The sequence below is a fragment of the Deinococcus arboris genome, from assembly GCF_009755355.1.
Classification (GTDB): domain Bacteria; phylum Deinococcota; class Deinococci; order Deinococcales; family Deinococcaceae; genus Deinococcus; species Deinococcus betulae.
Genome location: NZ_WQLB01000041.1, coordinates 12,474 through 32,397, shown reverse-complemented (window position 1 = coordinate 32,397; position 19,924 = coordinate 12,474). Strand labels below are relative to the sequence as shown.

Sequence of the window (19,924 nt, the reverse complement as noted above, 5' to 3'; positions counted from 1 at the left end):
TAAATCGTTTGCAAAAACGGTTTAATCGGAGCAGAGCGAGCAGGAGCAGAGCGGGTTCCGGGCGTGGAGTTGGCAAACCAGTTCTGTTCTGGTTTGTAAACGGAATAGACGGAATCCGTATGAGAACACCGGGAAGGCGGCCCACACTGTGCGGGCTGTCAGACTGGAGGCCATGTCCGAGATTGCCTTTGTCACTGGCGGCCCCTATCCCGTCCGGGAGGGCAACCGGCTGGAGCTGCTGCTGGACGGGGAGGCCGCGTTCGAACGACTGTGTCAGACGGTAGAGGGCGCCACGCACTGCGTCTGGGCGGCCATCACGTTCATGTGGCCGGCCTTTGAATTTCCGCAGGGCCGGGGTCATCCTCTCGCCTTCCTCCACCGGGCCGCCGAGCGTGGCGTGGAGATTCGGCTGCTGTTCTGGCGCCCCGACGAAGAAACGGCGAGCCTGAGGAAAAATGCCTTCTGGGGCGCGCCCGAACACCTACGGCAGCTTGAAGGCCTCCACCCGAAAGTTCACGTGCGCTGGGACCGCGCGGCGCCGGGTTTCTGTCAACACCAGAAGCTGTGGCTGGTAGATGCCGGTGAAGCCTCGTCCAGCGCCTTTCTGGGGGGCCTGAACCTCAATCCTCATTCTCTGGCCCGGCCAGGGCACCGCGGCGCGGGGCAAAACCATGACCTCTATGCCGAACTGCGCGGGCCGGCGGTGGCCGACGTGCAGCATAATTTTGTCCAGCGCTGGAACGGAGCCAGTGAACGCGACGGGGGAGAGAGGCGCGGCGCCGACCTGCCCTTTCCCATACAGCTGCCCCCGAGGGCCGGAACTGCCACAGTTCAGATTCAGCGGACCACCGCGCCGCACCGGTATGACGGCGGCCCCGCCCCGGTTGGCGGGCAGCCTCTGGACGGCGCTGCTGGCGAGCGCACCATCTTTGTGCAGTACCTCCAGGCCATCCGGCAGGCGCGGCGCTCCATCTATCTGGAGCATCAGTACCTGGAGGTGCCCGAACTCGTGGAGGCGCTGCGCGGCGCCCTTGAGCGGGGCGTCGAGGTGGCGGTGGTGCTGCCAGCAACACCGGATGTTCCTGCGAGCGCCTACGTCACCCCGGAGCGCCGGGCCTTGTTTGAGGCCAGGGCTGCCCTGGGCGAGTTTCCGACCTTCTCTCTGGTCGGGCTGGTCGGGCAGGACGACACTGGACAGCGCCGGACGGTCTGGATTCACTCTAAAGTCATGCTGATTGATGACCAGTGGGGCACCGTCGGCTCGGCCAACCTGCACCGCTTTTCCATGTTTGGCAACGGCGAACTGAATGCAACCTTCTGTGACGCCGCCGTGGCCCGCGCATTCAGAACCGAATTGCTGGCCGAGCACCTGTCGCTGGACACGTCGGCCCTGGACGATGTGGAGGCGCTGCGGCTGCTGCGGCAGGTGGCCACAGATAACAGGGCGCGACTTGAGCAGGGAGACAGTGCGTGGCAGGGCATCGCCGTCGCGCTGAAGATCGGCCAGTACGTGCAGGGCGAGGACCCCCTGACGGCCGGGCTTTAACCTCCTAGCGCAGCACGCCGGCCCACACCAGCAGGCCCCACAGGATCACCGGAATGGCCAGCGACCCGGCAATCAGTTTCAGGAGGCGCCACCAGTCGTTCAGGAACTCCCGCATGCCTCCAGCGTAGCAGGCGCCCGCCGGGACATTGGGGGCCGCCTTCACGCTGTCTTACCCCAGCCGCCCCCGCCCGGCAGCCGCTGCTTAGACTGGCCCCTATGACGATCAGCGACCTGGCTGGCAAGCGCGCCCCGCAGCGCCTGCTGACGAATATTCCCCGGCTGGTGGCCCACTATTACGAGACCCGGCCTGACCCGGCCGACCCGGTGCAGCGCGTGGCCTTTGGGACCAGCGGCCACCGGGGCACCAGCCTGAACGGCACCTTCAATGAGGCGCACATTCTGGCGACGGCCCAGGCGGTGGCCGAACACCGCGCGGCGGCGGGGATTGAGGGGCCGCTGTATATGGGGCTGGACAGCCACGCGCTGTCCGAACCTGCTTGGATCAGCGCTCTACAGGTGCTGGCCGCCAATGGCGTGCGGGTGCGCGCTCAGCCGGGCGTCTTGACGGCCACCCCGCTGATCAGCCACGCGATTCTGGAACACAACCGCGCCGGCGGAGGAAGTGCTGGGCACAGCCTGGCCGACGGCATTGTCATCACGCCCAGCCATAACCCGCCTCAGGACGGCGGCTTCAAATACAACCCCCCCAGCGGCGGCCCGGCCGATACTGACGTCACAGGCGCTGTGCAGGCCCGCGCCAACGCCATTCTGGAAGGGGAGCTGCGTGAGGTGAACCGCCTGAGCCTGGAAGACGCGATGGGCGCGCTGGAAGACTTCGATTTCATCACGCCGTATGTGCGCCAGTTGCCGGAGGTCATTGACATCGACGCCATCCGGGCCAGCAGCGTGCGGCTGGGGGTGGACCCGCTGGGCGGCGCCAGCCTGCCCATCTGGGACGCCATCGCCGCCGAGTACGGCCTGAACCTGCAGGTGGTCAACCACGACCTGGACCCGCGCTTTGCCTTCATGAGCGTGGACCGTGACGGCAAGATTCGCATGGACTGCTCCAGCCCCTACGCGATGGCGGGGCTGCTGGCCCTGAAAGACGACTTCAATGTGGCTGTGGGCAACGACCCCGACGCAGACCGCCACGGCATCGTGACAGCCGCCGGCCTGATGAACCCCAACCACTACCTGGCCGTCATGATCGAGTACCTGTTCACGCACCGCCCGGAGTGGCGGCCGGACGCCGCCATCGGCAAGACGCTGGTCAGCAGCGCGCTGATTGACCGGGTGGGCGCCGGGGTGGGCCGCCGGGTCGTGGAGGTGCCGGTGGGCTTCAAATACTTTGTGGGCGGGCTACTGGACGGCTCATTTGGTTTTGGTGGTGAGGAATCGGCGGGGGCCAGTTTCCTGCGCCGGGACGGCCAAGCCTGGACGACCGACAAGGACGGCATCATTCCGGGTCTGCTGGCCGCCGAGATGACCGCTACCACCGGCAAGACCCCCAGCGAACGCCTGGCCGACCTGAGCGCCCGCTACGGCGAGACTGCCTATGACCGTCAGGACGCCGCCGCTACCCCGGAGCAGAAGAGGGTGCTGGCCAGCCTCAGCCCCGAGCAGGTCACGGCCACCACGCTGGCCGGCGACCCGATCACCGCCCGCCTGACCCGCGCGCCGGGCAACGGGGCGGCCATCGGCGGGCTGAAGGTCACCACCGATTCGGCCTGGTTTGCGGCGCGGCCCAGCGGCACCGAGGATGTGTACAAGATCTACGCCGAGAGCTTCAAGGGGCCAGACCACCTGGCCCAGGTGATGGCCGAGGCGCGCGACGTGGTGAACGCGGCGCTGGGGCAGTAGGAGAGAAGAAGCCGAATTGGCCGAACAGGGCCGGGCCTCGCGGGGCACCTGCCCTTTCGCTGTGAGTGCTGCCCGGCGCACTGTTGACCCATGAACGCAGAGCCAGGTGGGTTGGTGGCGGGGGTGCTGGTGCTGGTGGCTGGCCTGCATGTGCTGTGGGGCCTAGGCTTCTTCTGGCCAGCGCGGGACGCCGGGCACCTGGCCCGAATGGTGATTGGTGGCCGGAACGCCCGCGACCTGCCCCCGCCGGTGGCCTGTCTGGGGGTAGCCGCCGCGCTGCTCCTGGCAGCGGCGCTGGTGTGGCTGGCCCCACAGGGCGCGCCGCTGGTGCGTCTGGGGGCTGGGGCTGTGGGAGGCGTGCTGTTGCTGCGCGGCGCAGGTGGGTTTTTCATGCCCCTGCTGGCACCGCAGTTCGGCACCCAGCCGTTTGCCTGGCTGAACACCTGGGCGTATTCGCCCCTGTGCCTATTGCTGGGCGGCGCGATTCTGGCCGGCCTGGTCTGAGGGCGGAACCCAAAGTGGCTGAGGGTGCCACCCGTCAACCGCTCTGAAGCCAACAGAGGGAGAAGTTGTGGGGCAAAAGTGGCCTTGGCCATAGGGTAGAACTGGCCGCCACTGTGAGCCGCCAGTCTTCTCGCATGGTCTGCTATATCGCTGGCCTCATCCGGTCCATAGAGGGGGCGCTGTGTGGGTGGGGGCCCTGAGCACCTGTGCGCCTTCTCATGAATCCATGCGCCAGGTCAGTAAGTTTTATGTGAGCAGGTCCGGTTTATGGTTTCTCCACGTTAACGCTTGGCCGCCGCCGCGTTGCAGGAGGAATACCCATGGAAGACAGTGGCATCTTGCCCCACACCTGGAACAGTTCGTATCTCGTGATGGGCTACCTCATCCTGGCGCTGGGGTCGTATCTGGCCCTGGAGTTTGCAGGCCGGGCCGGAAGCAATATTCGCAACGTGGCGAACCGCTTCTGGCTGGTCGGGCAGGTGCTGGTCTTCGGCCACGTGCTGTGGGCCACCCATTTTCTGGCCAAGATGGCCTTTGGACTGAACACGGCGCTGACGGTGGACTACCGCTTTATGATCCTGACCGGCGCGCTGACGCTGCTGGCCCTGTTTCCGGCGTTTCTGGTGGTGTACACCGGCCGCTTTTCGTTCTGGCGTCTGGGCCTGGCCGGTACGGTCGCTGGCGGCGGCTTGGCGCTGATGCACTACGTGGGCCGCTTTGGTGATTCGGCCGCCGGGACGGAAATTCAGGTCAACGGCTGGCTGATGGCGGCGTTCGTGCTTGTTTCTATTCTGGTGAGCAGCGGCGCCCTCTACCTGTCGCGCCTCGTGGCCTTCAGGGGCATGCAGCAGTTCAACCGCGTCCGTCAGGTCGCCGTTCAGACCGGCGGCGCGCTGCTGATCAGCGCCGGGTTCTTCGGGGCCGCGCTGCTCGGGATGGCCTCCCTGAGCTACCGGATCACCGACGTTCTGAAGGTCGGCAATGCCGCTGCCGGCGCCGATGTTCAGCTGCTGACCCTGGTGACCATCGTGATTTCCTTCCTGCTGCTGGGTCTGGCGGTTACCAGTGTCCTCATGGACGCCGGCCGCAGCGGTGACGACGAACTCGACTTCGGTGACCTGGGCGCCAGCGCCGCCGACTAACCCTCGCCTTCTCTCACTCCATCACCCTCCACTCTCTGAAGTTTTGAAAGGACCCTTTGCTCATGGCACGAATCCTGATTGTTGATGACTCCCCGGCCGACCTCAAGTTCCTCGAAACGGCGCTGCAAAGTGCGCGCCACCAGGTCACGGCCCTGAATGACCCTGCCCAGGTCGAAGCCGTGGCCGACCAGGTGCGTCCCGAACTGCTGATGGTGGACGTGGTCATGCCCGGCCGCAACGGCTACGAAGTGGTGCGCGGCCTGCGCAAGCAGCCTGGCATGGAAGCCCTGAAGGTGGTCTTCGTGTCCAGCAAGGGCAACGAGACCGACGTGAAGTGGGGCCTGCGTCAGGGCGCTGACGACTATCTGGTCAAGCCCTACACCCCCGAGCAGCTGATGACGGTCGTGCAGAAGCTGGTCGGCTGATGCAAAGCGCCCTGCTCGTCCGCGTGCAAGGTGAGCGTTTTGCTCTGCCGCTGTCGGGCGAGCAGGCGATTGCTGAGCTGGGGCCCGTGACGCCCCTGCCGCACGGTGAGCCGCTGCTGCGCGGCCTGACCACCATCCAGGGCCGCGCGGTGCCGCTGCTGGACCTGAGCGCCCTGCTGGCTGCCGAGGAAGGGGCCGGTGCCCCCCGCCTGGTCGTGCTGACCAGCCTGGAAGGTGACCGCGTGGCCCTGCTGGTCCACGAGGTGTACGGCGTGACCAGCCTCCCCAGTCCTCCACCCAGCACCTCGCTGCTGATTGATATGCCTGGCGGCCCGCTGCTCAACGCCGCCACCCTGGCCCGCGAAGTGCGCGGTCACCTGGGTTCCTGACCCCGCACGGCTCTTTCGTCTCTCCCGCCCCGGAGGCCCACCCATGCAAAACTCCCTGCCATCCCATACGGTTCGTCTCACCCGCGCCATGCGCCGCAACAAAGATGCCCAGCGCGTCGGCTGGCTGGGGCAGCTCCGCGTGGGCCAGAAGCTCTCGCTGGCCGTGCTGGCCTTCGGTCTGCCGCTGACCGGTCTGGTGAGCGCCCTGCTGACCGAGCAGCAAAAGGACATCACCTTCGCGCAGCGCGAGCTGGTCGGGATTCAGCAGTTCGCGCCCCTGCGCGACATCAACAGCAACCTGTCAAGCTTCGTGGACACGGCGCTGGAGCAGGACACGGCCGGCGCCGACAAGGCGGCGGCGGCCGTGGACCGCGCCATTGACCAGCTTGAAGCCCAGGTGGCCCCCGAATACCGCGAGCGCGTGCAGGCCCTGCGCCGCGACTGGAAGATTCTCCCCGACTCGATCGGCACCCAGCCGGACCTGGCCGTGCTGCAAACCTACGGGCAGCTGCTCTCCACCTACCAGCGCGACCTGAGCGAAGACCTGCTGACCCAGTCGGGCCTGATGCTTGACCCGGAGCCGGCCGCCTTCTTCGTGATGGAAGCGACCCTGCGCAACCTGCCGCGCATGTCCACGCTGCTGAACCTGGCCTACCTGACCGTCGAAGCCGGCAACCGTGAAGCAGGCGACGACAGCGCGTACATCAACGTGCTGCGCGACCTGAACGTGCAGCTGCTCGACAGCGTGGCCGCCTACAACGCCAGCATGGAACGCGCGGTGCGCTACGACCCCACGCTGGCGCCGCTGGGCGAATCGGCCCAGAAGCTCAGTGACGCCGTGACCCCGGCCGTGGCCGACCTGGGCGCCGCCATTGAAGCCAATAGCCTGAAGGGCGTGAACGTCAACAGCATCGAAGGCGGGGCGCTGCTGCAGGTCACCTCCTCGTTTAACAGCGGCGTCAAGGGGCTGGTCGGTGAGATTCAGGACCGCGCCGACCGCACGCAGCGCGCCCAGTGGATCACGCTGGCCGTCATCGTGGCCGCGCTGATTCTGGCCTTTACCCTCCTGATTCGCCTGTCCCGCTCCATCGTGAAGCCGCTGTCAGCCCTGACCCGCGCCAACCGCGCGCTGTCGCAGGGTGACCTGAACGTGCAGGTGCCGGTGCAGACCCGCGACGAGCTGGGCTTCATGGCCCACACCTTCAACGGCGCGGCCGTGCAGCTGCGTGAAAACGAAGCGAAAAACGTTCTGGAGCGCGAGGAGGCCCTGAAGCTCCAGGGCAACATCGGTTCGTTCCTCGACGTGACCATGGACATCGCGGGCGGCGACCTGACCCGGCGCGGCGTGGTGTCCGAAGACGTGCTGGGGAACGTCGTGGACTCGATCAACGTGATGGTTGACGAGCTGGGCGCGGTGCTGGGGGAAGTGCAAAAGGCCTCGCAGTCGGTGACGACCGCCAGCCGCGACATGCTGGGCACCACCGACCAGATCGTGCAGGGCGCCGACACCACCACCGCCGAAACCCGCCGCGTGGCCGATCAGGTGCGCGTGGTGACCGAGGGCTTCCGCGAGATGGCCGAGGCCGCGCAGCAAAGCGCCGAGTCCGCCCGTCAAGCGCTGGAAGCCTCGCAGCAGGGCCGCGAGGCCGTGCTGGGCACCCTGGACGGCATGCAGAACATCCGCCGCGAGGTGCAGGGTGTGTCCAAGCGCATCAAGACGCTGGGCGACCGCTCGCTGGAAATTCAGGAAATCGTGGACACCATTTCGCGCCTGTCCAGCCAGACCAACCTGCTGGCACTGAACGCCTCCATCGAGGCCGCCGGTGCAGGCGCCGCAGGCAGCCGCTTTGCGATCGTGGCCGACGAAGTGCGTAAGCTGGCCGATTCCTCGGCGCAGGCCACCGCGCGCATCGCCAGCCTGATCCGCACGGTGCAGCTGGAAATCACGGAAGTGGTCAGCTCAGTGGAAGACGGCACCCGCGAGGTGGAGCAGGGCTACCGCGTGGCCTCGGCCGCCGGGGAGCGCATCGAGCAGCTGGGCAAGCTGGCCGCCGAATCCGCGCAATTTGCCGAGCGCATTAACGCCGCCACCGCCGAGCAGGTGCGCAGCGTGGAGCAGGTGGGCCAGGCCGTCGAGCAGATCGGTCAGGTCGCTGAGGCCTCGCACGCGAGCGTGCAGCAGGGCCGTGACGCCGCCCAGCGCCTGCAGCACCTGGCGCAGAACCTGCTGCAGGGCCTGTCGCGCTTCAAGCTGCCCACGAACTAAAGCGCCTGAGGCTGGGCCGAGGTGACCTGCGCCCTGTGCGGGCGCCGCCCGGCCCAGCTTCCGCCCCGTCTGTCCCCCCTCCCTCCTTCGCCCTGCCTGACTTCCAGAGAGGAACACCGCCATGACGTACTCGCCACAGACCCCGGTCACCCTGGACGCGGACCTGACCGCCACGTATTTGCAGGATGCCCGCAGCGTCGTGGCGGGCCTGGAAGACGCCACCGTTGACCTGTGGGTGCCCGACGCCCGCCCCGGCGCCATGGAGCGCCTGTGGGTGCTTAGCCACCGCCTGCACGGCACCGCCGCGCTGTACAGCCACCCCCAGACTGCGGCCCTGGCCGCCCTGATGGAGCGCCTGATGGAAGGCCGCGCCGGGCTGGGTGAGGCGGCGGTGCAGCCCCTGACCGAAATCATCGAGCGCATGATCACCAGCCTCAGCGCGGCCCTGAACCGCGTCGAGAGCGGGCAGAGCGAGGGCGAGGTGGGCCTGCACTTTGCCGAACTTGCCGGCCCGGCCTTCGTGACCGACTTTCTGCGCAGCCAGCCGTTCCGGCTGGAAGCCCGGGTCAGTCAGAGTGACGCCCGTGAAGACGTGTTTGCGGTGGTCAACGCCGAAATCTGGGAAGACTTTGGCCCGGAAGCCGCCGAGCTGATGGGCCTGCTGCGCGCGGGTCTGCACGCCGAAAGCCCGGACCTGGCCGCTCTGTTCCGTGCTGGGCACACCCTGAAAGGCTCCAGCGCCATGGTGGGGCTCTCCACGCTGGCCGAGGTGGGCCACGCCGTCGAGGACCTGCTAGGCGCCGCCCGCGAGGACGCCGTGACCCTGGAGCGCGCCCTGCCGCTACTGGACGACGGCCTGAATCTGGCCGAGGCGGTGCTGGCCCACGCCGAGGGCCGCGCCGAGAACCCCAGCGAGCGGATTCAGACCTACCGCAGCATGGTGGCGGCGCTGCTGGCGGGTCAGGAAGTCACCCTCAGTGCACCGGCATCCGAACCGGCGGCCCCCACCGCCACCCCCGAGCGCCTGAGTGTGCGCGTGGACAGCGCCCGCCTGGACGGCATGCTGGACGACGTGGCGGGGCTGGTGGCCGCCCGCGCGCGCCTGAACGGCCTGTTCCTGCGGCAGCAGCAGGTGGCCGCCAGCCTGGACGCCGCCCACGAGCGGGTGCAGCGCACGGTGCGCGACTTCGAGGAACGCTACTTAAACCCGCACCTGCAGATGGGCGCGGGGGCGGCGGCGGCACCCACCCAGGACGGGCAGCTGCAAGACCGCATGGCTGACTTCGGGGCGCTGGAGCTGGACACCTACGACGACCTGAACATCCTGGCGCGCGCGGTGACCGAGCTGAGCGCCGACCTGGTGGAGGTCCGCGCCCAGACGGCACAGAGCATCAGCGCGCTGGGCGACGAGGTCACGGCGCTGGAAAAACTGACCCGTCAGCTGCGCGTGGAACTCAGCCGCGCCCGCCTGGTGCCGCTGTCGCGCGTGACCGCCCCGCTGCACCGCTGGGCCGGACGCCGGGACGACCTCACCCTGACCATTGAGGGCGAGGACAGCCTGCTGGACGCCCAGCACGCCGGGCCGCTGGGCGAGGCGCTGCTGCACCTGCTGACCAACGCCGCCGTTCATGGGGGTGAGGGCGCAGACGCCCGCGCCGCCCTGGGCAAGCCCGCCCGGCTGAGCATCAAGGTGGCGGCGGCCGTGACCGACGGCCAGCTGACGGTCACGGTGCGCGACGACGGCAAGGGTCTGAACTTTGACGCCCTGCGCGCCCGCGCCCTGCAAGCCGGCCACGCCAGCGCCGGCGAGCTGGCCGCCTACACCGACGAGCAGACGGCCGCGCTGGTCTTTCTGCCGGGCCTCAGCACCGCCCAGCAGGTGACGCAGGAAGCCGGGCGCGGCGTGGGCATGGACGCCGTGCGCGACGCGATTGCCCGCATGGGGGGCCGCGTCCGCCTGACCAGTCAGCCTGGCCAGGGCACCGCCGTGAACCTCTCGGTGCCGGTGGCGCAACAGATTACCGACGTGCTGGTCATGCGCGTGGGCTCGGTGCGGGTGGCGGTGCTGGCGACCCAGCTGCAGGGCATGAGCGCCCTGACCGGTCAGGCCCCGGCCGGCAGCCTGGACCTGGGCGCCGCCTGGGGCGAGGCTGCCGGCACGTCGCGGTATGTGGCACGGTTGAATCTGCCGGAGGGCGGTACCCTGCAGGTTATCGTGGACGACTTCCTGAGCCTTGAAGAAATCGTGTTGCGCCCGGCGGGGAACCTGCTGAGCGGCCTGGGCTACCTGAGCGGCATGACCACCCTCAGCGACGCGGACGGCCGCGCCTACCCGGTGCCGGTGCTGGACCCGGTGGGGCTCAGCCGCATGCAGGCCCAGCCGCGCCGGGCTGCCCTGGCCGCCGCGCCGGCCCAGGCCCACATCCTGCTGGTGGACGACAGCCTCAGCGTGCGCCGCCACGTAGGCCGCACGCTGGAACGCGCCGGCTTTACCGTGACCACCGCGCACGACGGCCAGGACGCCCTGGAAAAGATGCTGGCGGGCCTGGGCGCCGACCTGGTTCTCAGCGACCTGGAAATGCCGCGCATGAACGGCTTCGAGCTGCTGCGTGCGCTGCGGGCCAGCCCGGCCCACACGCAGACGCCCGTGGTCATGATGACCACCCGCGCCGGCGAGAAGCACCAGCAGCTCGCCCTGGAACTGGGCGCCAACGATTACCTGGCCAAGCCCGCCGAGGAGCGGCTGCTGCTGCGCCGCCTCACGGCCCTGCTGCCGGGCGCCGCTCAGCCAGGAGCCCAGGCATGACCAGCCCCCTGCTGGACACGCCCGCCAGCTGCCTGGTGGTCTCGCCGCAGCTGTCACGGGCGCTGTCCCACGCCGCCCTGATTGAGGTGGCGGGCTGGACGGCGGCCACGGCGGCGGGTGGCCTGCACGCCCTGACCCAGATTGAGCGTGAGCGGCCCCCGCTGGTGGTGATTGACCCCCTGCTGGACGACCTCAGCCCTGCCGACCTGCACGAGATTCTGCGGGACGACCCGGCCAGCGCCCAGACCATCGTGCTGATTGCCGGCGCGCAGCTGCCCAGCCGCTACGGCGGGCCATTCGATGTCGTGGTGCCGGCTGGGTCCAGTGCCCCCGAGGGCCTGGCCCGCGCCCTGGCCCGCATGCCGGGTCCCGCCGCGCCCACCTGGGACGACCCCGAAGCGGCGTCCCTGGAAGGCGACCTGAGCGACCTGGGCCTGACCGACGTGCTGCTCTGCGCCCAGGAACTGCAGCTCTCGGGCCTGCTGATCGTGCATCTGGGGGCGCAGCCCGCCCACCTGGTGCTGCGCCGGGGCGAGATTATTGACGCCGAATATGCGGGGCGCGCGCCCACCCAGGCCGCGACGCTCCTGCTCAGTGCCCGGCCCGAGGGCGACTTCCGTTTTCACCTTCTTTCCCCGGACGCCCTGGGCGGGTATCCCAAGCAAATTACCCTGCCCACCGCCCGGCTGCTGATGGAAGCGGCGGTGCATGTCGACCATGCCCACGCCGCTGACAGTCACTCTTCTGCCCTGGAGGCTTCATGAATCCGTCCGACCTCACCGACCCCGCCAACCCCACCACTGTGCTGGTGGTGGACGACAGCGTCAGCGTCCGTAAAGCCCTGGAGCGCATCCTGGCCCCGCAGGGCTTCGCCGTGCGCATGGCCGACAGCGCCGAGGCCGCCCTGGAATCGCTGGAGCCGATGCCCGACATGATTCTGGCCGACATCCTGATGCCCGGCATGAGCGGCCTGGAACTGGCCCGCATTCTGGGCGACCGGGGGATCAGTGCCCCCATCATGCTCATGAGCGGCATCGTGGATGAGGTGACCCAGCGCGACGCCCAGGGGGCCGGCGCCTGTGGCGTCCTGCGCAAGCCCTTTACCCCGGCCGAGTTGCTGCCGGCCATCGAGCCGCATCTGCGCGCGGCCCTCGCCGCCCGCGCCCCGGCGGCCCCCGCTGCCGCCGAGCCTCCCGCAACCTCTGTTCAGACTGGCACCGATGGTGGCCTGCTGGACAGCCTGGGCCGCCTGGGCGGCGTACTGGGCGCCACGCTGTACGGCGAAGGTGGTCAGGTCAGCGCCCAGACCGGCGCGGCCCTGCCGGAAGCTTTTGCCATGTACGCCCGCTTTCTGGTGACGGCGGCCAACGTGGGGGGCACCCATGTGGGTCAGGGCGACCTGCGCCACATCATGCTGACCTATGCCCGCCAGCCGGTGCTACTGACGGCCTCTGGCAACGGTCAACTGGCCGTGGTGCTGGAGCAAGCAGGCGCCGCCGCCGCCGTCGAAGGCTGGCTGGCGTCCCGGCACAACTAAGGGACTTGGTGAAGCGTGGGCTGTGGGAGATAGACCCTCACAGCCCACCCGCTCTAGGTACAGCCCACCCACTTTTCCTGAGTGCGGTCGTGTTAACCTGAACCCCGGAGGCCCGGCGCCCGTGCAGGTGCCCGGCGAGAAACGACCCTATGGACTATTACGAACTGCTGGGCGTGGCGAAAACCGCAAGCGCCGACGAGATTAAATCCGCCTACCGCAAGCTGGCCCTGAAATACCACCCTGACCGCAACAAAGAGGCAGGGGCCGCCGAAAAGTTTGCCCAGATCAACGAGGCCTACGCGGTTCTGAGTGACGCTGAAAAACGCGCGCACTATGACCGCTTTGGCAGCGCGCCCGGCGCTGGCATGCCGGGGGGCGACCCCTTTGGCGGCATGGGCGGCGCCGGATTTGACCCGATGGACATCTTCGAGCAGCTGTTTGGCGGCGCCGCAGGCGGCCGGGGGGGCCGGCGCGGCCCCGCGCGCGGCGACGACCTCGAAACCGAGGCTCACGTCACGCTGGCCCAGGCCCGCGCCGGTGAAGAAATCCAGGTTGATGTTGACCGCCTGACGGGTTGCACCCACTGCCACGGCAGCAAGACCGAACCCGGCGGCAAGCCTCCTGTCACCTGCACGACCTGCGGCGGGGCCGGCGCCGTGCGGGCCCAGGCCCGGACCATTTTTGGCGTCGTGGAAACGCAGCAGGCCTGCCCCACCTGCCGGGGCGAGGGCCAGATCATTCAGGACCCCTGCACGGTGTGTAAAGGCCGGGGCCGCACCCTGAAAGCCGAAACGGTGAGTGTCAAGCTGCCGCGCGGCATTGATGAGGGCTACCGCATTCGCGTCAGTGGCATGGGCAACGAGGGGCCTGGCGGCAACGGCGACCTGTACGTCCATATCGAGATGGAGCGCCACCCGGAGCTGCGCCGGGAGCAGGAACACCTGATTCATACGGCCAAGATCGGGTTTGCCCGCGCGGCGCTGGGCGGCCAGGTGACGGTGCCCACCCTGGACGGCCCGCAGACGGTGGAGGTCAAGGCCGGCACCCAGCACGGCGAACTACACCGCCTGCGCGGTCAGGGGATGCCGCGCCTGCAAGGGTCGGGCAGCGGCGACCTGATTGTGGAATACGACGTGGTGGTGCCCAAGCCTGGCCAGCTGACACCTGAAGCCCGCGAGGCCCTGCTGGCCTACGCGCGCGCCGTGGGCGACGAGGTGAACGAGAAACACGAGGGCTTTCTGGGCAAGGTCGGCAAAATCTTCCGGGGCGAGTAGGCCCGTTGCCCCATCCGGCTTGAATGGTCTGTAACAGCGGCCTGAGCCGGGTGAAGAGAGATGGCATCTGTCTGATGCGGATTTCGCGATATGGAAGCGCAGACGGGGCCTGTCCGGCTGTGCTGTAATTAAGCGAAATCCGCATTTGTCCCTGCTCGCTCTACTGCGCAGCTTTCTAAGTCCGCTCGGATTTCATCGAGCAGAATGCTCGATTCAACCGGAGTCTGTCTGAGGCTGCAAAGGAGTCGCATGATCCGTTTACCTGTGCTGGGGCTGGTGCTCTCGCTGGTCGCGCTAAGTGCCTGCGGTCCTGAAGACCTGATTACCAGGGGGGAATACCAGCGCCTGCGCACGGGCCTGAGCCTCCCTGAGGTGCAGCGCATTGTGGGCGCTCCTGGCGAGCAGCTGTCCAGCACCGCCACCCAGGCGGTGTACCAGTGGAAGAACTCGGCGGCCAGCTACGCCAGCGTGACGTTTGTGGCCGGGCGCGCCACGGCTATCACCAGCGTCGGCCTGAACGAGACCGCCAAGGTCAAGACCAAAAAGGTCAAGAAGAAAAAGACGCGGCGCTAAGTGCAGGTGAGGTCACCCCCAGGTCAGACACCGCTGACCTGGGGATTCTCATGGCCACCGGGCCCTCACGGCACCTCCTGAATCCCAAATTCGTCCTTTAAGGCGGCCAGGGCGGCGTGATGCCCGGCCATGCCGTGAATGCCGCCGCCAGGTGGGGTGGCGCTGGAACACAGGTACACGCCGCGCACGGGGGTGCGGTAGGGCGTTGGCGTGGGCACTGGGCGGGCCAGCAGGCCCCACAGGTCGCCCGCGCCGCCATTCACGTCCCCTCCATGAAAAACGGGGCTGAAGCTTTCCAGTTGCCGGGCTGTCGTGCGGTGCCGGGCCAGCACCCGCGCCCCAAATCCGGGGGCAAAGCGCTCAAGCTGCCTCTCCACCTGGGCCTGGGCGTCCTCAGCGCTGCCGCTGGGAACGTGGGTATAGGCCCAGAAGGTGTGGTGGCCAGCGGGCGCGCGGCTGGGGTCAAAGAGGCTGGGCTGGGCGCTCAGGACATAGGGGCGCGCCGGTATGCAGCGGGTAGTGACGGCCTCAGCCGCGGCAATCTCAGGGGCGTGGCCGCCCAGATGTACGGTGGCGGCCAGGGCGACCCGCTCGTCCTGCCAGGGCACCGGGCCGGACAGCGCGTAGTCAAACTTTTGCAGGCCGGGGCCATAGCGGTAGTGCGCCAGGGCCGCGCGGTACCTCGCCGGCGCCCGCTCACCCAGCAGGTCCAGCAGCACGTGGGGGCTGCTGTCCACCAGCGTTACCCGCGCTGGGGGCAGGTCGGCTGGCCCGCGCACCGTCACGCCGGTTAGCACCTCACCGCCCAGCCAGGTCAGGTAAGCGTGCAGGGCGTCGGCCAGCCGCTGTGCCCCTCCTGCCGGAAAAGGCCAGCCGACCGCGTGGGCCAGCAGCGCCAACACCAGCGTCTGCGCGGCGGTGCCGGGGGTCGTCAGGGGCAGGGCGGTGTGGGCCGCCAGCCCTGCCCACAGCGCGCGGGCCTCGGGGGTGCGGAACAGGGCGCGGCCCAGCAGGTCGGCGCTGGGCAGGGCGCGCAGGCCAAAGCGGGCCAGGGTCAGGGGCCGGCGCGGCACGCGGGGCAAGGGCCGCAGGATGTCGTCCAGTAGCCCTTCCCAGTCGTGCAGCAGCGGTTCCAGCAGACGCTTCCAGGCCGGGCCGTCACGCCCCAGGCCAGCCGCCGTGGCGTCCAGGTCACGGTGCAGCAGCACAGCGCCGGCCCCCAGTGGATGCGCGGCGGGCACTGGGGGCTGTACCCAGCGCAGGCCGTAGGCGTGCAGCGGCCAGGTGCGAAAGGCCGGACTGGCCGCTGCCAGCGGATGAATCGCAGAGCCGTAGTCGTGGATAAATCCGGGCTGCGTCAGGGCGCGGCTCTGGAGGCCGCCTCCTACCTGATGATGCGTTTCCAGCACCTGCACCCGCAGGCCCGCGCGGGCCAGGGTCACGGCCGCCGAGAGCCCGTTGGGGCCTGCGCCCACCACCACCGCGTCCAGTTTCACGGGCTCAGCCTACCCTGGCCCCGGTGCGGCGGGGCCGTCCCTGTCAGGCAGACGCCGCGCCCGCTGTTCCCAGGCGGGGCACGCCCGCGCGCGGTGACACCCCGGCGGTGCGCCGGGTATGCTGCTGAGCGGTTTCCGGCCTCCTGCGCCGCGCACGTCCGCAGCCTTTCTCTTCGCCCCTCTCTCTGGAGGATTTCCCCTTGTCCGTCCCCCACCGCGCTCCGTCCACCCTGCTCAACAGCCGCCGCTCGCCCCTGCTGGTGTTTGCCGGGCAGAGTAACCGTCCCCTGGCCCAGGCCATCTGCGACCACCTGGGGGTGCCGCTGGGCCACAGCACCACCGAGAAGTTTTCCAACGACAACATCATCGTGCACTACGAGGAATCGCTGCGCGAAGGCGACGTGTTTATCGTGCAGACCTTTTCCACGCCCGTCAGCGACTCCATCATGGAACTGATGCTGATGATCGACGCGGCCAAGAGTGCCAGCGCCGGGCGCGTCACGGCTGTAATTCCGTATTACTCGTATGCCCGCAGTGACAAGAAAGACAGCCCGCGCATCTCGATTGCCGGGCGCCTGATTGCTGACCTCTTGCAGGAAGCCGGCGCCGACCGCATCCTGACCATGACCCTGCACGCCCCGCAGGTGCACGGGTTTTTCAAGGTGCCGGTGGACCACCTGTCGGCCGATGTGGTGCTGGCAGACCACTTCAAGAGGTCAGTGCCCGACGCCCACACCGGCGTGGTGCTGGCCCCCGACGCCGGGAGCATCAAGCGCGCCTCGCAGATCGCCCGCCGCCTGGATTCTGGGCTGGCCATGATTGACAAAGAGCGCCTGTCTGACACCGAAGTGCGCCCCCGCGCCCTGATCGGAGATGTGGAAGGCAAGACCGTGTTTATCGTGGACGATGAGATCAGCACGGCCGGCAGCCTGGTGGAAACCGTCAATATCGCGCGCAGCATGGGCGCCAAGGACGTGTACGTGGCGGTCACCCACGGCGTCTACACCGGCCCGGCCATTCAGCGCATCGCGGCCCTGGACGTAACCCAGGTGGCCAGCACGAACACGGTGCTGGTGCCCCAGAGCAAGCTGGACGGCTCCAATGGCCGACTGGCGGTGCTGGACGTGGCCCCGCTGTTTGCCGACGCGATTACCAACATCCACACTGGCGCCAGCGTCAGCACGCTGTTTACCTGAGACGCGCGCAGCGAAAGGAGGCAGGGCCAGATCGGCTCTGCCTCTTTGCCTGCCAGCAGGGCTTTGCGGCACATGTTGGCCTGTGAACCTGATTGATATCATGGGTGGTCATTTTTGATTTGACGCCGAGCCTTATGAAGACGGTGACGCCGCTGTCCTGGAGCGTGTTAAAGCCAGAGCATTCGAGGCGGGCCGATAGTCGCCCGTCATGTTTCCCCGCTTTCCCATCACTGCCAAGTCGCATGCATTGGGGCCTCACACCAGCAGGGGCAACGGGAAGGCACCCGGACCATTCTGGATGTGCCTGGCTTGCCAGAAGAAACGGAGGACTGAGGGACGCGCTGCCTGACTGGTGAGGAACTGACGGCGCTCTGTGACGCCCGGCAGCCGTCTCTGGCCCAGAGAGAACAGAGTGATGAGCCGACGGAGAACATCGGGCGCGGCGAGAGCCTGTAGGTCGTGGCCTCCGCTACTGGACATCCCGCCGCGCTGTATTTCACGGGTGCCTCGTTCGGTTGACGCGCAGCGCCCTGCCAACCTGTTATCAATGGGGTATGGCTTGGCTTGGGTGGCTGTTGGGTGGAGGCGCGGGGTTAGGCCTGGCGCTGGGGGTCATGCTGGTGCGCGGACCGCTGGCCCTGGGGCTGGCGGGTCTGGGTGCGGGGGCCGCGGTGGTGGCGCTGGTGATGACGCTGGCTGGCGACAGCTTCAGCCGGGGGTTTGGGCTGGTCTACGTGGGGGTGGGGCTGGCAGCTGCTGGGCTGATGGCCGTGCCGCGCGCTCTAACGGCCGGCGGCGCTTCCCCAGCACGTGAACTGACGGCCTGGGGGCTGGGCATGGCCCTGATGCTCCTGGTGGTGCTGGCTGGGCTGGGGCTGGACCGGCTCCTGGCGGCGGTGCTGCCCAACGTGCCAAAAGCGCAGGCGTCGTTCGGCCTGCCGGGGGGGCTGCTGGTGGGAACTCTGCTGGGCCTAGCCGTGGGTGTGCTGCTACTGCGCCGCTCGGCCTGAGGCCTGGATGTTCAGAGACCTCCGCCGCTGCCGCGTTAAGAAAGCCCCGCTGATTTCTTCAAAACTTCCCTGCAAAGCCTAAAGGCGTCGTCAGACGGCCCCTTTGCAGGGGTTCCTACAATGACCTTCGAGACCAGGAGGCGCCCGTAGGGCCAGCCCGACCTGTCAAGGAGAGACTGTATGGACTGGAAAAACCTTCCTGGCACTGGCAATGTCGAAGACCGCCGGGGCGCCGGTGGCCTGCCTGGCGGCGGCATTGCTGTCGGTGGGATTGGCGGCCTGATTATTGCCCTGATTGCCATGTTTTTTGGGATTGATCCCGGCGCCGTTCTGGGCGGCGATCAAGAGAGCGCCCCAGCCCAATCGCAGGGCGCCCCGGGTGCCAACGACGAGGAATTTCAGTTCACCAAAGAGGTGCTGGGCAGCACCGATGTCGTCTGGAGTAGCATCTTTAAGCAGGCTGGCCGCACCTACACCGAGCCCACCCTGGTGCTGTACACGCGGGGCACCCGCAGCGGCTGTGGACAGGCCAACAGCGCTGTGGGGCCGTTTTACTGCCCCGTAGACAACAACGTCTATCTGGACACCAGCTTCTTTAACACCATGCAGCAGCGGCTGGGCGGCGGCGGCAACTTTGCGTATGCCTACGTGCTGGCCCACGAGGTCGGGCACCACGTTCAGAACGAATTGGGGATTGCCGATCAGGTCGAGCGCCGTCAGCGCAGCGCCACCACCGAGGCCGAGGCCAACAGCTACGGCGTGCGCCTGGAACTCCAGGCAGACTGCTTTGCTGGGGTCTGGGGCAACCGCACCCGCGAAGACACCAAGATTACCCAGACAGACGTGCAGGAGGCGGTGCGCACCGCCGAAGCGATTGGCGACGACAACCTTCAGCGTCAGTCGCAGGGCTACGTGGTGCCGGACGCCTTTACCCACGGGTCCAGCCAGCAGCGGGTGAAGTGGTTCATGACGGGCCTGAACAGCGGCGACCCCAACAAGTGCGACACGTTCAACGTCAATTACAACCAACTCTGAGGGTGGACCCCAGGGCGAAGCGAGAGAGTGTTTGCGCAGGCCAGAGGCGCCAACGGAACCTTGAGGCGTTCCTGGCTCCAGGGTAAGACTGGAAGTCAGCAGCAGGCGGGCACGTGGGCAGGTCTCACGCGCCCGCCCTTCTTTTGCAGTCTTCTGTAGGCATGTGGGAAGTTGCGGGCGTGCCTGTCACGATCAAGCGCAGTGCGCGGCGGCGGACAGTGGCTCTTCAGGTGGCGCCTGGAACTGTGACTCTCTATGCCCCCGTGCGGGTGCCAGTGGCGCAACTGGAAATCATTCTGGAGACGCGACGTGACTGGGTGACCAGACATCTGGCGGCCTATGCGGCCCGCCTCCCAGCCCAGGCTGCGCTGCAAGATGGTCAGCCATTGCCTTTTTTGGGTCAGTTCCTGACTGTACGCCTGGAAGGGGCCGGGCCAGCGCGGCGGGTGGGAGAGACCCTCTTTCTGCCTCTCGACCAGCCCGAGGCCGCCCTGGAACGCTGGACTCGTGCAGCCTGCGCTGGGCCTTACCGCGCACTGGTCGAGGCGTATGCAGGTCAACTGGACGCCCAGGGGCGGCTCGGCCGCGTGACGGTGAGTACCGCGCGGTCACGCTGGGGCAGCTGCACTGCCAGGGGCGATATTCGCCTGCACTGGAAACTCAGCCGCGCGCCGCTGGAAGTTTTTCACTACGTCGCTCTCCACGAGGCCGCGCATCTGCTGGAACTGAATCATTCCGCGCGCTACTGGGCGAATGTGGCCCGCATCATGCCGGACTGGTCGCGCCAGAGGACATGGCTGCGCGAACAGGGCCACACCCTGTAGCGGGTGTCAGCCTGCGGGACAAGGCGCAGTAGGAAGTCCTG

The 19,924-nt window shown here is 67.9% G+C and carries 17 protein-coding genes; 16 read left to right on the top strand and 1 reads right to left on the bottom strand.

The genetic code is table 11. The annotated features are described in order from the left end of the window. The first annotated feature begins 172 nt into the window (after nt 1-172). The 12 genes from GO986_RS20200 (at nt 173) to GO986_RS20145 (ending at nt 14,322) form a co-directional block, all read left to right on the top strand. Entirely contained in the window at nt 173-1,546 is a 1,374-nt protein-coding gene (locus GO986_RS20200; RefSeq protein ID WP_157461324.1) for a phospholipase D-like domain-containing protein, read from the top strand. 216 nt (nt 1,547-1,762) lie between these two features. After that, nucleotides 1,763-3,406 (top strand): phosphoglucomutase (alpha-D-glucose-1,6-bisphosphate-dependent), encoded by a 1,644-nt coding sequence (gene pgm, locus GO986_RS20195; RefSeq protein ID WP_157461323.1) that lies wholly within the window; start codon nt 1,763-1,765, stop codon nt 3,404-3,406. 90 nt (nt 3,407-3,496) lie between these two features. After that, nucleotides 3,497-3,910 carry a DUF3995 domain-containing protein gene (locus tag GO986_RS20190; RefSeq protein WP_157461322.1) on the top strand — a complete coding sequence of 138 codons (414 nt, stop codon included), beginning with the start codon at nt 3,497-3,499 and terminating at the stop codon, nt 3,908-3,910. A gap of 320 nt (nt 3,911-4,230) precedes the next feature. Further along, entirely contained in the window at nt 4,231-5,052 is an 822-nt protein-coding gene (locus GO986_RS20185) for an MHYT domain-containing protein (RefSeq protein ID WP_157461321.1), read from the top strand. A gap of 62 nt (nt 5,053-5,114) precedes the next feature. Continuing rightward, nucleotides 5,115-5,477 carry a response regulator transcription factor gene (locus GO986_RS20180; protein ID WP_157461320.1) on the top strand — a complete coding sequence of 121 codons (363 nt, stop codon included), beginning with the start codon at nt 5,115-5,117 and terminating at the stop codon, nt 5,475-5,477. Continuing rightward, on the top strand, nt 5,477-5,866 hold the full coding sequence (locus tag GO986_RS20175; protein WP_157461319.1) for a chemotaxis protein CheW: 390 nt from the start codon (nt 5,477-5,479) through the stop codon (nt 5,864-5,866). Before GO986_RS20180 ends, GO986_RS20175 begins: the two co-directional genes overlap by 1 nt. A gap of 43 nt (nt 5,867-5,909) precedes the next feature. Then, nucleotides 5,910-8,132: a methyl-accepting chemotaxis protein gene (locus GO986_RS20170; RefSeq protein WP_224575957.1), complete on the top strand. Its 2,223-nt coding sequence runs from the start codon at nt 5,910-5,912 to the stop codon at nt 8,130-8,132. Nucleotides 8,133-8,253: 121 nt separating this feature from the next. After that, the gene (locus GO986_RS20165; RefSeq protein WP_157461318.1) at nt 8,254-10,938 is read left to right on the top strand and encodes a hybrid sensor histidine kinase/response regulator; all 2,685 of its coding nucleotides are present in this window, start codon (nt 8,254-8,256) and stop codon (nt 10,936-10,938) included. Beyond that, a complete protein-coding gene (locus GO986_RS20160; RefSeq protein ID WP_157461317.1) occupies nt 10,935-11,702 on the top strand; it encodes a DUF4388 domain-containing protein in 768 nt (255 codons plus the stop codon). Before GO986_RS20165 ends, GO986_RS20160 begins: the two co-directional genes overlap by 4 nt. Further along, nucleotides 11,699-12,475 carry a response regulator transcription factor gene (locus tag GO986_RS20155; RefSeq protein ID WP_157461316.1) on the top strand — a complete coding sequence of 259 codons (777 nt, stop codon included), beginning with the start codon at nt 11,699-11,701 and terminating at the stop codon, nt 12,473-12,475. The genes GO986_RS20160 and GO986_RS20155 overlap by 4 nt, the downstream gene beginning before the upstream one ends. Nucleotides 12,476-12,624: 149 nt before the next feature. Beyond that, complete coding sequence (gene dnaJ / locus GO986_RS20150; RefSeq protein ID WP_157461315.1) at nt 12,625-13,749, top strand: molecular chaperone DnaJ; 1,125 nt, start codon at nt 12,625-12,627, stop codon at nt 13,747-13,749. 249 nt (nt 13,750-13,998) lie between these two features. After that, complete coding sequence (locus GO986_RS20145; protein WP_157461314.1) at nt 13,999-14,322, top strand: hypothetical protein; 324 nt, start codon at nt 13,999-14,001, stop codon at nt 14,320-14,322. A 65-nt stretch (nt 14,323-14,387) separates the two neighbouring features. Here GO986_RS20145 and GO986_RS20140 read toward each other — a convergent pair whose 3' ends face one another. Beyond that, entirely contained in the window at nt 14,388-15,818 is a 1,431-nt protein-coding gene (locus tag GO986_RS20140) for a phytoene desaturase family protein (RefSeq protein WP_369409496.1), read from the bottom strand. Nucleotides 15,819-16,018: 200 nt separating this feature from the next. Here GO986_RS20140 and GO986_RS20135 point away from each other — a divergent pair, with 200 nt between their 5' ends. The 4 genes from GO986_RS20135 (at nt 16,019) to GO986_RS20120 (ending at nt 19,883) form a co-directional block, all read left to right on the top strand. Continuing rightward, nucleotides 16,019-17,014 carry a ribose-phosphate diphosphokinase gene (locus GO986_RS20135; protein WP_157461313.1) on the top strand — a complete coding sequence of 332 codons (996 nt, stop codon included), beginning with the start codon at nt 16,019-16,021 and terminating at the stop codon, nt 17,012-17,014. Nucleotides 17,015-17,568: 554 nt separating this feature from the next. Continuing rightward, nucleotides 17,569-18,024, top strand: coding sequence for a hypothetical protein (locus GO986_RS20130; protein WP_157461312.1), 456 nt, complete (start codon nt 17,569-17,571; stop codon nt 18,022-18,024). A 180-nt stretch (nt 18,025-18,204) separates the two neighbouring features. After that, nucleotides 18,205-19,059 (top strand): KPN_02809 family neutral zinc metallopeptidase, encoded by an 855-nt coding sequence (gene ypfJ / locus GO986_RS20125; RefSeq protein ID WP_157461311.1) that lies wholly within the window; start codon nt 18,205-18,207, stop codon nt 19,057-19,059. A gap of 161 nt (nt 19,060-19,220) precedes the next feature. Next, nucleotides 19,221-19,883 (top strand): M48 family metallopeptidase, encoded by a 663-nt coding sequence (locus tag GO986_RS20120; protein ID WP_157461310.1) that lies wholly within the window; start codon nt 19,221-19,223, stop codon nt 19,881-19,883. Nucleotides 19,884-19,924: the final 41 nt, after the last annotated feature.

Excerpts from the sequence above, each read along its gene's own strand:
- GO986_RS20130 (WP_157461312.1), top strand. The coding sequence starts at position 17,569 with ATGGCTTGGCTTGGGTGGCTGTTGGGTGGAGGCGCGGGGTTAGGCCTG.
- GO986_RS20175 (WP_157461319.1), top strand. The coding sequence starts at position 5,477 with ATGCAAAGCGCCCTGCTCGTCCGCGTGCAAGGTGAGCGTTTTGCTCTG.
- GO986_RS20190 (WP_157461322.1), top strand. The coding sequence starts at position 3,497 with ATGAACGCAGAGCCAGGTGGGTTGGTGGCGGGGGTGCTGGTGCTGGTG.
- GO986_RS20120 (WP_157461310.1), top strand. The coding sequence starts at position 19,221 with ATGTGGGAAGTTGCGGGCGTGCCTGTCACGATCAAGCGCAGTGCGCGG.
- GO986_RS20200 (WP_157461324.1), top strand. The coding sequence starts at position 173 with ATGTCCGAGATTGCCTTTGTCACTGGCGGCCCCTATCCCGTCCGGGAG.
- ypfJ (WP_157461311.1), top strand. The coding sequence starts at position 18,205 with ATGGACTGGAAAAACCTTCCTGGCACTGGCAATGTCGAAGACCGCCGG.
- GO986_RS20185 (WP_157461321.1), top strand. The coding sequence starts at position 4,231 with ATGGAAGACAGTGGCATCTTGCCCCACACCTGGAACAGTTCGTATCTC.
- GO986_RS20170 (WP_224575957.1), top strand. The coding sequence starts at position 5,910 with ATGCAAAACTCCCTGCCATCCCATACGGTTCGTCTCACCCGCGCCATG.
- GO986_RS20165 (WP_157461318.1), top strand. The coding sequence starts at position 8,254 with ATGACGTACTCGCCACAGACCCCGGTCACCCTGGACGCGGACCTGACC.
- GO986_RS20160 (WP_157461317.1), top strand. The coding sequence starts at position 10,935 with ATGACCAGCCCCCTGCTGGACACGCCCGCCAGCTGCCTGGTGGTCTCG.
- pgm (WP_157461323.1), top strand. The coding sequence starts at position 1,763 with ATGACGATCAGCGACCTGGCTGGCAAGCGCGCCCCGCAGCGCCTGCTG.
- GO986_RS20180 (WP_157461320.1), top strand. The coding sequence starts at position 5,115 with ATGGCACGAATCCTGATTGTTGATGACTCCCCGGCCGACCTCAAGTTC.
- dnaJ (WP_157461315.1), top strand. The coding sequence starts at position 12,625 with ATGGACTATTACGAACTGCTGGGCGTGGCGAAAACCGCAAGCGCCGAC.
- GO986_RS20155 (WP_157461316.1), top strand. The coding sequence starts at position 11,699 with ATGAATCCGTCCGACCTCACCGACCCCGCCAACCCCACCACTGTGCTG.
- GO986_RS20145 (WP_157461314.1), top strand. The coding sequence starts at position 13,999 with ATGATCCGTTTACCTGTGCTGGGGCTGGTGCTCTCGCTGGTCGCGCTA.